The organism is Salinisphaera sp. G21_0 (genome assembly GCF_017744115.1).
Lineage (GTDB): Bacteria > Pseudomonadota > Gammaproteobacteria > Pseudomonadales > Endozoicomonadaceae > Endozoicomonas.
The window spans coordinates 55,773-69,529 of sequence record NZ_JAGHQW010000010.1; the positions used below are offsets into that span (position 1 = coordinate 55,773).

10 protein-coding genes and 1 riboswitch are annotated in these 13,757 nt (G+C 50.7%); of the genes, 7 read left to right on the top strand and 3 right to left on the bottom strand.

Annotated features, from left to right (window positions below; all coding sequences use genetic code 11):
* Positions 1–34: 34 nt before the first annotated feature.
* Complete coding sequence (locus tag J7439_RS06795) at positions 35–1,423, top strand: TolC family outer membrane protein (protein ID WP_209201078.1); 1,389 nt, start codon at positions 35–37, stop codon at positions 1,421–1,423.
* 115 nt (positions 1,424–1,538) lie between these two features.
* Complete coding sequence (locus tag J7439_RS06800) at positions 1,539–1,829, top strand: hypothetical protein (RefSeq protein WP_209201079.1); 291 nt, start codon at positions 1,539–1,541, stop codon at positions 1,827–1,829.
* Positions 1,830–1,835: 6 nt separating this feature from the next.
* On the opposite strand, the gene waaA is transcribed toward J7439_RS06800, so the two are convergent.
* Positions 1,836–3,125, bottom strand: coding sequence for a lipid IV(A) 3-deoxy-D-manno-octulosonic acid transferase (waaA, locus tag J7439_RS06805; RefSeq protein ID WP_209201080.1), 1,290 nt, complete (start codon positions 3,123–3,125; stop codon positions 1,836–1,838).
* 108 nt (positions 3,126–3,233) lie between these two features.
* Positions 3,234–3,482 (bottom strand): hypothetical protein, encoded by a 249-nt coding sequence (locus tag J7439_RS06810; protein ID WP_209201081.1) that lies wholly within the window; start codon positions 3,480–3,482, stop codon positions 3,234–3,236.
* Between the two features lie 531 nt (positions 3,483–4,013).
* On the opposite strand from J7439_RS06810, the gene J7439_RS06815 reads away from it, so the two are divergent.
* The 5 genes from J7439_RS06815 (at position 4,014) to J7439_RS06835 (ending at position 10,310) form a co-directional block, all read left to right on the top strand.
* Complete coding sequence (locus J7439_RS06815; protein WP_286198239.1) at positions 4,014–5,504, top strand: cobyric acid synthase; 1,491 nt, start codon at positions 4,014–4,016, stop codon at positions 5,502–5,504.
* A 59-nt stretch (positions 5,505–5,563) separates the two neighbouring features.
* Complete coding sequence (locus tag J7439_RS06820; protein ID WP_209201082.1) at positions 5,564–6,169, top strand: cob(I)yrinic acid a,c-diamide adenosyltransferase; 606 nt, start codon at positions 5,564–5,566, stop codon at positions 6,167–6,169.
* Positions 6,170–6,271: 102 nt separating this feature from the next.
* A riboswitch (cobalamin riboswitch) is annotated at positions 6,272–6,464 on the top strand.
* A 133-nt stretch (positions 6,465–6,597) separates the two neighbouring features.
* On the top strand, positions 6,598–7,617 hold the full coding sequence (locus tag J7439_RS06825) for a cobalamin-binding protein (protein WP_209201083.1): 1,020 nt from the start codon (positions 6,598–6,600) through the stop codon (positions 7,615–7,617).
* A 58-nt stretch (positions 7,618–7,675) separates the two neighbouring features.
* On the top strand, positions 7,676–9,568 hold the full coding sequence (locus tag J7439_RS06830; RefSeq protein ID WP_209201084.1) for a TonB-dependent receptor domain-containing protein: 1,893 nt from the start codon (positions 7,676–7,678) through the stop codon (positions 9,566–9,568).
* 169 nt (positions 9,569–9,737) lie between these two features.
* Positions 9,738–10,310, top strand: a complete 573-nt coding sequence (locus tag J7439_RS06835) for an ATP:cob(I)alamin adenosyltransferase (RefSeq protein WP_209201085.1) — start codon at positions 9,738–9,740, stop codon at positions 10,308–10,310.
* A 356-nt stretch (positions 10,311–10,666) separates the two neighbouring features.
* Here J7439_RS06835 and J7439_RS06840 read toward each other — a convergent pair whose 3' ends face one another.
* Entirely contained in the window at positions 10,667–13,756 is a 3,090-nt protein-coding gene (locus tag J7439_RS06840) for an efflux RND transporter permease subunit (RefSeq protein WP_209201086.1), read from the bottom strand.
* Position 13,757 lies beyond the last annotated feature (1 nt).

Sequence of the window (13,757 nt, forward strand, 5' to 3'; positions counted from 1 at the left end):
AATGACTGGCGAACTTTCCAAGGATCACAAGATTATGTCACGAAATAGTCGTAGAGGGTTTCTGCTTGCCGCCCTGGCGGGTGCCGTATTAAACGTGCAGGCTGCACCAACTCAGTACAATCTGCTCGATGTATACAATATGGCGCTGAAGAATGATGCCCAGCTGGCGGCGGCCGAGGCATCCATGAAAGCGGTTCAGGAGACGGTTAACCAGGGCCGTTCGGCATTGCTGCCCACCCTGGGTTTGTCTGCTAACACGCAATATAACAAGACATCTTCTGAGTTGACGAATGGTTCAGATACTGATGAAAACTATAACTCTCATGGGTGGGGCGCGACATTAACTCAACCACTGTTCAATATGAACAGCTGGTTCAATTATGAGCAGGCCAAGTCTGTCGGGGATCAGGCTTCTGCTGTATTTGCCAATGCCCGGCAGCAGTTGATCCTGCGTGTGGCAGAGTCTTATTTTAATGTGCTCCGGTCCGAAGACAGCCTGATGACCGCAAAAGCCCAGGAAAGAGCATTAAAGCAGCAACTGGATCAGGCGCGTGAACGTTACAATGTGGGGCTGATTGCAGAAACAGACGTGCTGGTGGCCCGTGCAGCTTATGACAATGCCCGCGTAGCCCGCATTCAGGCTGAGAACCTGGTCTCTGTCAGCTACGAAGGGCTGCGGACCATTGTCAACCAGGATGTCACCGATATTGCCCAGCTGGAAAAGGCAATGCCAGTGGTTGCGCCAATGCCAAACAATCCTGAAGAGTGGGTGAGCATGGCACTGGCCAATAACCTGGGGTTAAAAGCGGCCCGGGAAGGATTAACGGCTTCTGAGTCCAAAGTAAAAGCCAGCAAGTCTGGTCATGCTCCAACAGTTAATGCGTTTGCCAGCTATAACTACAGCTCTAACAATTCCAGCCAGGCCTCAGGACAAGGTACTTTCTCTGGCGATCGTACTGATAGCGTTGTTGGCGTTCAGTTCGATCTACCGATCTTCGCTGGTGGCGCTATCACCTCTACTTCCCGTCAGGCAGGCTATCAACTGGAAGAAGCCCAGAAAAATTACGATCAGCAGCTCAGGGGCACCAATGCCAATACCCGTAACCTGCTGAGAACCGCTACCTCGGATGTGGACCGGGTTCATGCCAGCTGTCAGGTGATTATCTCGTCAGAAAGTGCCCTGAAAGCGACTCAGAGTGGTTATGAAGTGGGTACCCGCAACATCACTGATGTTCTGGACGCTCAGCAGCAGCTCTACTCTTCCATCAGTAACTATCTGAACACCCGTTATGACTTTATCGTTAATACACTGAAGCTCAAACAGGCTGTGGGAACTCTCAGCCCGACAGATCTCGAAGAGCTGAACCAGTGGATGACGGATGCCAGTGGCGAACTGTCTGTTCCGGATCAGTGCGGTGGTTAATTACTGATCATCATGGCATTTCTGTAAAAATGGCTTCTGGTGGAGCCATTTTTATTTGGAGTCAAATGGCTGCTGATACTGAATCCACTCTTCTATACTGAGTAGATACTCGGTTATGGACGATAATGTCATGGATGAGCATATCAGGAACTGCGAAACCCGTATGAAATTTTATGTGGATGAAGGGTGTTCTCTGGCAGAGGCCTTTCTTAAGACCTTTGCCTATGAAGACCTGGAAGAACAGCAAAGGGTTATGAATCGGATTCTTGGCAAATTGTCCATCCAGGGGCTGCAATCCGGTAACGATTACTATTTTGTAGACGGCAGTCGTCTGAATATTGATCCTGCGGTGGATTCAATGCTGGCCACCAAGTCGTCCAACACCAACTTACGCCCCGGACTGTAACAATGTTTACTTGCCGGACGGCATAAGCTGATCAACCAGCATCAATGTCTTTTGCAGTGCTCCCCGGTTGTTACGGACAAACTCTCCGGCATGCAGGCTCATACTTTTATACTCCTCTTTATCCTGCACCAGGCTGATGGCGCTCCGGGCGAGCGCTTCGCTATCGTTAACAATGTTCAAACCTCCCGCCTGAATCAGAGATTCGCTGATCTCTTCAAAATTAAACACATGAGGCCCGGACAGCACCGGCAGGTTTAATGCCGCTGGTTCCAGCATATTATGCCCGCCCGTTGGTACCAGACTGCCACCCACAAAGGCTATATCAGAGGCGGAGAACAGCTTCATCATTTCGCCCATGGTGTCCCCGAGAATAACCCTGGTCTGATCAGAAGGCTGGGTTCCCTGGCTATGGCGGACCACAGGGAGCTGGTTGTCCAGGATCAGCTGGTGGACACGGTCAAACCGCTCAGGGTGTCTGGGAACCAACAGTAATCGTACTTCCGGTGACGCTGCCAGAATGATTTTAAACGCATCAAGTACCTGCTGATCCTCGCCGTCATGAGTACTGGCGGCCACCAGAATACGAATGTCGCTGCCCATACCCTGCTGCCACTTCTGCCGAAGTGCCTGACCTGTGGTGATGATGTCCGGAGCGACATCCAGATCAAACTTGATACTGCCGGTAACGTTGAGCTGTTGCTCGGGCAGGCCAAGCTCCAGAAATCTCCGTCCCGTCTCCTGGTTCTGGGCGGCAACCATATCGATCTGTTTTAGCATGGGGTGGGTGAGAAAACCGAAGCGCCCATACCCTCTGGCCGAGCGTTCAGAGAGTCGGGCATTGGTAACCAGCACGGGAATCGAACGTTTGTGGCAGGCGGCAATGGTGTTGGGCCATAGCTCGGTATCAATGACGATGGCCATGACTGGCTTTACCTTGTCCAGAAATCGCCTGACAGCACAGGGAAGATCATAGCTCGCGTAGACATGGTCCACGCTGTCGCCATGAATTTTGCCAACCTGGGCCGAGCCAGTGGGAGTCATGGTGGTAATTAACACTCGATGGGTTGGGTAATTCTTTTGCAGTTGCTTAACCAGCGGGCCGCTGGCAATGGTTTCTCCCATGGATACCGAGTGTACCCAGATAATGGGTTTATCTGAGGCGGGGAGACTGAAGAAGCCAAATCGTTCCCTCTTTCTCTGCCAGTACTCTGGTGCTTTTTTGGAACGCAAGTAGAGGCGGACCATTGCCAAGGGGGATATCAGATATAACAGCAGAGAATAAAAAATACGACTCATGAGATACCACAGGTTGAAAGTTTTAGGAGCTGAATGTTAACAAAATTCCTGCCTGTCTTCCGTTGAGTGAAGAAACGGACGGGAAACCGGGTAAAGACAGCATTTAAGTCATGACGCACGCTTGGAGGAAATATGCACTTCTAATTCAAATATCCATGCTTCTCTTAACCTCTGAGTATTTTGAAGATCCGATGACTTTTTACCTTTAAGATCACTGAGATCAATTCTGGAGGTATCAATTCCCTCGACAGGTTTACCTTTGGAAAGATCATACAGCTGTTTGTTATCCAGAATGTACGCTTTCATTGCCAGAGAGTAGGCTTTCTGATCAGAATCATAAGATGGAATAGTTATCATGGTTTTTTTCACCGGAGACCATATCTGAATGAAGTTGGAGTTTGTGTCAATTGTTGCGGTTGTTTCGTTGCCAGAATTATTTCCCTGCTGGCTATCGGGACTCATCCGGGTTTGGACGGGACTGTTTCGGGTCACCGCTCTGTTAAACTCCGACGAAAAACGACCTCTGTGCCGTCTGGTATCTGCTTCAGGCCTGTCTATATTGGGCAATAACATGGAAAGAGTACGGGACACTCTCCTTATGAAGTTGCCAGATCTTGATGTGGCGGACCTGCGTAGCTGAACCTGATCTTTTCCAGTGCTGGCTGGTTCGGAATCTATGGCGGAACCTGTGCATTGTTGTGGAGCTGAAAATTTGGCCGCTGCACTGGTCTCCATACAATCACTAACCCGGGGTTGCGTCATGTACGTTCAATTTGACTCTTTATTTGACTCTTTATTCTATTAAAAGTTCTTACATTGAATATTTTTTACCCTTGAGTTTTTCTGCCCTTATAATCCATGCCTTTCTGACAGGCTGGAATTCCCGCTATGGGCAGCAACCCAACACACACTTTGATGGTACAGGGTACAACCAGTGACGCTGGGAAAAGTGCTCTTGTCGCAGGACTTTGCCGGGTATTCCGGCGTCATGGTATTTCGGTAGCGCCTTTCAAGCCCCAGAATATGGCACTGAACAGCGCCGTCACCGGGGATGGTGGTGAGATTGGCCGGGCCCAGGCGCTTCAGGCTGCAGCAGCAGGGCTTGAACCTCATACGGACATGAACCCGGTCTTGCTGAAACCAAACAGTGATATCGGTGCCCAGGTGATCGTCAATGGCAAAGCCGTGGGGGAAATGAATGCGGCTGAGTATCATGCCTGTAAACCGGAGGTCATGGCCGCCATTTTGCGCTCCTGGCATCGTTTGCAGAGCCAATATCAAACCGTGCTGGTGGAGGGGGCTGGTAGCCCGGCAGAGATTAATCTGCGCGAAGGCGATGTCGCCAATATGGGTTTTGCAGAACAAGCAGACTGTCCGGTGATTATCATTGCGGATATCGATAAGGGCGGGGTTTTTGCCCATCTTTACGGTACCCTGGCGCTGCTCTCGGAGTCCGAACAGGCACGGGTAAAAGGATTTGTGATCAACCGTTTCCGGGGTGACGTAAAACTGCTTGAACCCGGACTCCACTGGCTTGAAGAGAAAACCGGCAAGCCAGTGCTGGGCGTTTTGCCTTACCTTCATGGGTTACATCTGGAAGCAGAAGATGCGGTGATTGCCCAGCAACATCTTGCAGACCGGAAAACCCTGTTGAAGGTAGCTGTACCGATTCTGACCCGCACCAGCAATCACACCGACTTTGACCCTCTGCGCCTGCACCCTGAAGTGGACATTCACTTTGTCGGAAAAGGGCAGCCCATTACGGCGTGTGATCTGGTCATTATTCCTGGGACCAAAAATACCCGAACCGATCTTGCGTTTCTCAAAGACAACGGCTGGGATCAGGATATCCTCAGGCATCTGCGCTACGGTGGCAAATTGATGGGGATCTGCGGCGGTTACCAGATGCTCGGTAAGGCAGTGCATGATCCACAGGGCATTGAAGGTGCCGCCGGCAGCTCACAGGCGTTGGGTCTTCTGGATCTGGAAACCACCATGGTTCGTCAGAAGACACTCACCCGGGTCAGTGGCACTATGCAGTTGCCGGGCCAGGAGCCTGTACCCGTCACCGGCTATGAAATTCATGCCGGGGTGACCACCGGCGCGGCCCTGGAAAAACCGTTAATCCAGCTGGATCAGCAGGTGGATGGGGTGATGTCTGACGATGGTCAGATATTTGCCACCTATCTCCATGGCGTCTTTGAACAGCCTGATGCCTGCACGGCCATTTTGACCTGGGCCGGTTTGCAGGAAGCCTCAAGGATTGATTATCACCTGTTAAGGGAAGAGGGCATTAACCGAATGGCGGATGCTATCGAAGAGCATCTCGATATGGGTAAAATCTTTGCACTGTGTGATATTGAACCACAAAGCCACTGAGTGCAGAAAAACGCTAACAACGCTTTGTGGTACAAGCATTGACTGGAAGAACCTGAGTTATGACTGAAAAAAAAGGCTACCGGCTAACCCGTATCTACACTCGAACTGGCGACCAGGGCATGACCCGCATTGGCGATGGTCAGCAGCTGCCAAAGTCACACCCCCGGCTCCATGCCATAGGTTCCGTGGATGAAGCCAACAGCTGGCTTGGCCTGTTGATCCACTCCCTGAAGCAGGGCAATGAAGTCACTGAAAACCAGTTGCAACAGATTCAGGATATCCAGCACCGGATGTTTGATGTGGGTGGTGAGCTGGCCATGCCGGGCTATCAGCTGATTCAGGAAGCCCATACCACAGCCATTGAGGCTCTGATTGACGAACTCAATGCACCATTGCCGCCTCTGACAAACTTCACCCTGCCCGGTGGTGGTCAGTCTGCCTGCCATTGCCACATGGCCCGAACCGTATCCCGCCGGGCGGAGCGGCATATTATCGAGTTAAACGAAGCGCTTCAGGAAAGTGGTGAAAAGATCAACGAACCATTACTGAAATTTGTGAACCGTTTGTCCGATCTTATGTACGTCCTTGGCCGTCATTGTGCCCGCCAGGATGAGGGAGAGGTCCTCTGGCAGGCATCCGAGAAAAGCAAAACAGCCTCCTGTTAGCAAGAATAACAGCAAAAAAATCGACAAACCCCTAGTGATTTAAGTCAAAGGTTTAGTTAGTATTGCGCAACTTTGTAAGGGTTTCGTCAGTGATTAGTATGAATCACGACGCTTTTGACCGCACATTTCGGCTGTTGCTGAACCGGTCAAAAGAGGGAACGGGGTGAAAAACCCCGACTGTACCCGCAACTGTAATGGACGAGTTCTCTGCGATTTATGCCACTGGTTCAACCGGGAAGGCTGCCGGGAACGATGACGCCAGAGTCAGGAGACCTGCCTTTGCAAAGCCCAAGAAGTCTGCACATGCAGGCGCAAACCGGGCGGGTAACCTGGCGGCTGGGAACACATCTCCTTATACACTGGGCTTTTTTGATAAGCCCGGTGGCCGCGTGTGCCGCCCTGAGTATTGATTGTGACTCAGGGAGACCATGAAAACACATTCCGTAACCTGCAAGACGCTGAAGAACAGGCTGCCCCGGTTAATACTGGTTATGGCGATGGCATTGGCCAATGCCGTTTCGTTGCCTTTCAGTACTGCCCGGGCCAGCGAGTCTGACAGCCAGCATTGTGTGACCGATATGAGCGGCCGTGCTGTCTGTCTGGATACCCGTTCGCCCAGAATCATCAGCCTGTCTCCGGGTTCTACTGAATTGTTATTTGCTGCCGGTGCCGGTGATCGCGTTATTGCGGTTGATCAGCACAGCGATTTCCCTGAAGCGGTCAAACAGCTGCCCAATGTGGGTGGCTACCCCAATGTGAGTGTTGAAGCCATTGTGGCCATGAAGCCTGATCTGGTGGTGGTCTGGACCGCCGGTAATTCCCAAAAGGTGATTGATCAGCTGGAGTCCCTGGGCGTCAGCACCTTTCATATCAATGTGGTGGATTTTGCCGGTATTAAGCAGGCCCTCCGAAGTCTCGGGCAGGTGGCCGGGACCGAAAAAACAGCCGAACAGGTTGTTGGTGACTTTACCGCGCGTTTGCACACACTGCAGAGTCAATATGCCCGGCGTGAACCGGTATCGGTGTTCTTTGAAATCTGGCGATCCCCACTGATGACGGTGGGTAATGGCCTGGTGATTGATGATGTTATTTCGTTGTGTGGTGGCCGGAATATCTATGGTGATGTCTCCGAACGTATTCCCAAAATCGGTATCGAATCCCTGATTACTCGTGATCCACAGGTCATTATTGGTTCTGACCCGCAAGGCGATACCCCACAAACCCGCAAAGAGTTGCTCGACTACTGGAGCCAGTGGCAAAACCTGCAGGCGGTACAGCAGCAACAACTGTTTTCGGTACCCAGTGATCTGATTGCCAGACCAACGCCCAGGATTCTGGATGGGGCAGAGATGATCTGCCAGCAGTTACAAGCGGTGCGCTCAAAGGCAAGCCACTCCGAATATGTGGCTGGCCAGACACCACCACCTCATCAGCAGAGCCCGCTCTGAAAAGGCGGGGTTCTGCCTATTTTTAAGACAATTCGCTTACTTTAAGGATGTAAATAAGATGTCGTTTAATCATCGTTCTATTTTTGCACGCACCGGGCTTTCGGTTGCTGTGGTAATGTCGGTAATGAGCTCTGCTGCGGCTGCAGAAGAGCTTTATAAGCTTGTAGAGGTTGTTGTTACTGCGGCAAGGACCGCTCAAACAGTTGATGAGACGTTGGCTCCTGTGACGGTGATTAGTCGGGAGCAGATTGAGCGGAGTCAGGCAAAAAGTGTTACTGAGGTTCTGCGTACAACTCCTGGACTTCAGGTGACGGAGAGTGGTGGTCAAGGGTCTCTTACTTCAATTTTCTTGAGAGGCACCAACTCAAACCATACTCTGGTGCTTGTAGACGGCGTGCGAATCAATGATGCAACCGGGGGGATGCCATCTATTCCTTACCTGAACCCTGATCAGATTGAAAGAATTGAAATTGTTCGTGGCCCCAAATCCAGCCTTTATGGCGCTGATGCTATTGGTGGTGTTATTCAGATTTTTACCCGCAGAGGCAGCGGTGATCCGAGGTTGACTGTCAAAGTTGGAGGAGGAAGTCGAAAAACCAGCAATGCTGACCTGAATTATGGTGGTAAGGTTGAGAATACCAGTTTTAATGTTAACACCAGTTTTTTTGAAACTCAGGGCTTTGATCGATCTGTTAGTGCGGACGCAGATGATGATGCCTATAGAAATAAATCTGCCTCTGTCAATGTACGTCACAGTTTTAAGAATAATTCTGAAGCTGGGTTTTCTATTGTGCATAATCAAGGAAAGTCTGAATATGATACAAGTAATGATTCAGAAGCATTTACCGAATTTAGCAATACGATTTATCAGTTAAACTACCGTTTCCCGGTCAATGATGTGTGGGATGCGCGGTTAGAGGCTGGTTACTCTGTTGATGACAATGCCAACCTGGCAAAGAAAGTAAATACAGGGATCATTTCCAATACAAGCAAGTTTAAAACAAACCGTAAAACACTTGCATGGGTCAATGATGTTGCCTGGAATGATACACAGTTGCTGACGATTGGTGCAGATTATTACAAGGATGATGTTGACGATGGAAAGGCTTATATCAAGCCTGACTCCGGTAAGAACATTACTACTCGCAGCAACAAGGCAGTTTTTGTACAAAATCAGTCTGATCTGGGGTGGAGCGACCTGGTTGTCGGTCTTCGAACCGATGATAATGATGCCTATGGTGCACATACAACCGGGAATATCGCTTGGGGTATTCCTTTACCTAATGCTATGAAAGTCATTGCTTCTTACGGAACTGCTTATCGTGCGCCAACAATGTATCAGCTTTACGCACCAGAGAGTGTGTATGATGGGGTAACATACAAAAGTAATCCAAATCTCAGACCTGAGAAGTCCGAGAGCTATGAGTTAGAGCTTAAAGGAAATATGAGAAACTTTTACTGGTCAGTATCCATATTTGAGAACAACATAGATGATCTGATTACCGGTGAACAGATTGGCAATGTATCAATGCAAAAAAATGTTGCTAAAGCTCGTATCAGAGGATTGGAATTGGTAATGGGTGGCAACTTTAGTGGTTGGGATATAGCATCTAATTTAACATTTCTTGATCCAAAAGATTTGTCCACAGGAGATATTCTTCTTAAGCGTGCCCGGCAAGAACTCAACATTGGATTGGACAGACAGATTGGTCAGTTTTCTTTAGGAGGAGAGTTAAGAGCCAGAAGCAAAACGATGCATTATGGTACACCAGCAGTTCCAGCTCCGGGATATGGAGTTTTCGACTTGCGAGCATCAATGCAAGTAGCACCAGAGATCAAAACTGAAGTTAAGCTGGTGAATGCTTTTGACAAGGATTACCAGACTACACTGGGTTATAACCCTGAACCTCGAGGGGTGTTTGCCTCCGTAATTTGGTCTCCTGAGCTATAAGCTTCTCCTTGTTTCCATGCTCTAAGTTTGTCGCGAAACCCGGAGAAAAGGTCTTGATGCAGGTTGCCTCCTTTTAGAGAAGACCTGCATTGATAGACTCTGCTTCGGGTTTCGTGACAGCGTCGGAACCGTGGCAACAAGGCTGCCTCTTCAATAAACAGGTTTTGCCATGCCCCTAAAATACTCCGGCGATATCCGCGAACTCTGCTACCCATTTATCTACGAAGATTCCCCCCTATGTGATTATGAAATTATCACCGACGAACTGTGTGCAACCCTCGGCGGCGTTATCAGCGAGCTGGAAGGTGATCAGCGGTTTGTTGATATCTATGATTTCCTGGATCAACTGCAACCCAGAATTTTCCACATGAATGGTTCAGTCCGTGGCAAGCAGGCGATTTTTGAACAGCAGATACAGTGGCTGGCAGGTTACTTTGACCACTACCAGCAAGAGATAGAAGGCCAGCTGCACGGCTTTGTACTTCCCAGGGGCGGTCGTCCCGTGCAATTACTGCACAGCTGTCGTTCACTTTCCAAAAAGGCAGTCAGGGCGCTGGTCAAGGTAGACGCCCATGGTATTGAGGTGCCGGATGAGTTGCATCGGTTTGGCAATATTCTCTGTAATCTGTTCTTCCGTTTAACGGTGGTGATCAATCGCCGACTCGGCATTGTGGAACCTGAATACCAGAGTTTGAGCTATAACCTGAAGCCACCAGCCAAAAGGCTGGATAACGGTAAGTGAAACCGCATTGCAGAAAGCCAGTTAGGAATTGTCTTTTAATAAGTTCCCGATTTCCGTTCACCCTGAGCTTGTCGAAGGGTCGTGCCACCGAACTTCGACAAGCTCAGTCCGAACGGAGTCAGGCAATGAAAACAGGGAAGTTATTTCCAGACAACTCCTTACCATACTCCGCTGTCATTCCGTACGGGGATTGTACGGAACCCACCATGCAGGGAGAGCCATCTTGCCGGGCATTCACTTCCCTGTGAGATGGGCCCTGTACATTCCCTCTACAGGATGACAGCGGAGTGGGCCGGTAGATTTTTCACTGCTAATGATCTGAGTCGGCTTCTGTCAGAAGCCGACATCACTATGGATCAGTAGGCAATATTCCGGTAATTGAACCCTTTAAAGCTAACCTTGTACAGCAGGGAGTAGATCACCGGCAGCACGATCAGTGTCAGTACCGTAGCAAAGCCCAGGCCGAAGATAATGGTCACGGCCATGGATTTGAAAAAGGCATCAAACAACAGTGGAATCATCCCCAGCATGGTGGTCAGGGCGGCCATACAGACGGGCCGCAGGCGGCTGACCGAGGCGTGGAATATGGCCTCATGTTCTTCCCGGCCTTCTTCCAGCTCCAGTTTGATCTGTTCCACCAGAACAATACCGTTCTTGATGATCATCCCCGACAGACTCAGCAGGCCCAGCAGTGCCATAAAACTGAACGGTGCATTCAGCGCCAGCAGCCCGGCCACAACGCCAATCAGTGCCAGGGGAACTGTACACCAGATAGCTATAGGCTGTCGTATGGTGTTAAACAGGAATACGGTAATCAAAAACATCCCCAGATAGCCCAGCGGTATTGAGGCAAAGACCGCACTCTGTGCATTAGAAGACAGTTCATGAGCGCCACCCCATTCCAGCTGGTAACCATCGGGCAGTGGAATGGCTTCGATGTTTGCACGGACCTTGCGCAACACGCTGTCGGCGGTTTCATCACCCAGCAACTCCGGGTCAGCCATCACGGACATCATGCGCTTACGGTCCCGGCGGATAATCAGCGGGTTTTCCCATTCGGTATCGAAACTGGAAATGGCCTGGGTGATGGGCACGTAACTGTTATAGTCAGCACTCCAAACCTGCAGGTCAGTAATGCTATCGGCATTCAGACGTTCGGATTCCGGAGCGCGGACAATCAATGGCATTAACTGGCTGCCTTCACGATAGACGCCAACCTGACGGCCGCTGAAGTTCACCAGCAGAGCGTCGTCCAACGCCTGTTTGGAGATACCGCTGCGGCGGGCACTGGCTTCATCCAGGTGAGGGCGAATCAGGCTGACCTGATTACGCCACCCATGTCGTATATGTGTGGCCATCGGTTCGTTACGCAGTACATTGATGGCCTGTACTGCCAGAGAACGTAATACTTCCGGGTCCTCGCCATAGAAACGGGCTTCAATTTCTGCGGCGGGTGAAGGGCCATTTTGTAAATATTTGATCCGATATTCCACATCACCGAAGTCTTCGGTCAGACGGATTTCCAAGGTCGGGATCAGCGGTGTGATGGCTTCCAGGTTATCCGTCTCGATAATCAGCTGGCCGAAACTGCTGTATTGCTTTTCCGGCATATAAGGAAGAATAAAACGCTGTGCGCCCTGGCCAATCACCGTTGTTACATTTTTTACGCCGGGGAGAGTCAGCAGTAGTTGCTCAAACTCTGCCACCCTTGTTTCGGTAGCACGGACATCACTGCCCTCAGGCATCCAGAAATCCACAAAGAACATTGGCGTATTGGATGGTGGGAAAAAGACATTTTTCACCGAACCAAACCCCATAATCGCCAGTACCAGTGCCAGAACCGTCAGGCTGATGGTGATGGGGCGGTGGACCAGAGAGAACCCGAGCAGCTGTTTATACAGGGTGAACAGTGCACCCTGGTAAGGATCTATGGATTCACCCGCCGCCTGTCGGGCAGCCAGCTCGTCCTTCTTGAACAGAATGTTGCAGAAGAAAGGGGTCAGGGTGATGGCTGTGATCCAGCTCAGGAACAGGGAGATCAACAGCACCTGGAACAGCGACAGACAGAATTCACCGGTGGCATCATCAGAAAGGCCAATAGGGGCGAATGCCATAATGGCAATGACGGTGGCACCCAGCAATGGCCACTGGTTCTGGCTGACAACCTGTTTGGCGGCCTGCAACCGGGTAAGTCCCCGTTGAATACCGACCTGAATCCCTTCTGTGACGACAATGGCGTTATCCACCAGCATTCCCAGGGCAATGATCAGGGCGCCCAGGGAAATCAGCTGGAGTTCAATGCCGATCACCTTCATAACAATGAACGTGCCGAGAATGGTCAACAGCAGAACGGCGCCCATCAACAGGCCTGCACGTACGCCCATGGCCAGCAGCAGTACGACAATAACAATGGCAATGGATTCCAGCAGGTTGATCAGGAAACCATTGACGGATTCCGAAACCGTTGCCGGTTGGTCGTATACTTTGGTGAGTTCAATGCCAACCGGTTGCCCGGACTGAAGCTCATCAATGCGCTGACGAATAGCGTCGCCTATATCCACCACGTTAACACCGGAAGCGAAGGAAATGCCCAGTGACAGAGCCTGGCGGCCATTGGAGGAATAGAGCGTGTCCGGTGTTTCATCGAAGTCTCGACGAACAGTGGCGATATCGCCGAGTCGAACCAGCTGTGTGCTCCCCGGCGGGCTGATGATCAGCTGTTCCAGTTCACGAATGTCATTGAACTCACCAGTGGGATGAATGCGAATGGAACGCCCTTCAACCAGCATATTACCGGCATTGGAGACCACATTCTGATTCTGGATCAGGGAGAATATCCAGGCTGGATCGATACCCAGGTTAGCCAGCTTGGCCTGGGACATCTCAACCACCACCTGCTCCTGACGGGCACCGGCGATGGAGACTTTCTTGACCCCTTCAACCAGCACCAGCTCACGTTTCAGGTAATCGGCGTAGTTTTCCAGGTCCCTGGAGGTGTAGCCTTCCCCGGTAATGTTGAACAGCATGCCATAGACATCGCTGTAGTCGTCCACCACAACCGAGGCGTAGACGCCGGGCGGCAGACCACTCTGGGTGTCATTGACCTTACGGCGCATTTCATCCCAGATCTGGGGCAGTTGATCTTTGTCGTATTGTTCTTTCATCTCCACCATAATCTGGGAACGGCCATTGCTGCTGATGGAATCGATGTGTTTGACATACTCCATCTGCTGAATGGCTTCTTCCAGCGGCAGGGTCACTTCTTCTTCCACCTGTTCCGGGGAAGCTCCCGGATAGTGGGTAATCACCATGGCCTGTTTGATGGTGAACTCAGGGAACTCCAGCTGGCCCAGTCCAAAAAACGACATTGCACCACCAACCAGCAGGATAACCACAAACATCCAGCTGATCACCCGGTGGGATATGGAATATTCGGCAATATTCATG

What these genes read in the sequence shown, in the direction of transcription:
- J7439_RS06815 (WP_286198239.1), top strand. Translation starts at nt 4,014, where the DNA reads ATGGGCAGCAACCCAACACACACTTTGATGGTACAGGGTACAACCAGT.
- J7439_RS06795 (WP_209201078.1), top strand. Translation starts at nt 35, where the DNA reads ATGTCACGAAATAGTCGTAGAGGGTTTCTGCTTGCCGCCCTGGCGGGT.
- J7439_RS06820 (WP_209201082.1), top strand. Translation starts at nt 5,564, where the DNA reads ATGACTGAAAAAAAAGGCTACCGGCTAACCCGTATCTACACTCGAACT.
- J7439_RS06835 (WP_209201085.1), top strand. Translation starts at nt 9,738, where the DNA reads ATGCCCCTAAAATACTCCGGCGATATCCGCGAACTCTGCTACCCATTT.
- J7439_RS06810 (WP_209201081.1), bottom strand. Translation starts at nt 3,482, where the DNA reads ATGATAACTATTCCATCTTATGATTCTGATCAGAAAGCCTACTCTCTG.
- waaA (WP_209201080.1), bottom strand. Translation starts at nt 3,125, where the DNA reads ATGAGTCGTATTTTTTATTCTCTGCTGTTATATCTGATATCCCCCTTG.
- J7439_RS06830 (WP_209201084.1), top strand. Translation starts at nt 7,676, where the DNA reads ATGTCGTTTAATCATCGTTCTATTTTTGCACGCACCGGGCTTTCGGTT.
- J7439_RS06840 (WP_209201086.1), bottom strand. Translation starts at nt 13,756, where the DNA reads ATGAATATTGCCGAATATTCCATATCCCACCGGGTGATCAGCTGGATG.
- J7439_RS06800 (WP_209201079.1), top strand. Translation starts at nt 1,539, where the DNA reads ATGGACGATAATGTCATGGATGAGCATATCAGGAACTGCGAAACCCGT.
- J7439_RS06825 (WP_209201083.1), top strand. Translation starts at nt 6,598, where the DNA reads ATGAAAACACATTCCGTAACCTGCAAGACGCTGAAGAACAGGCTGCCC.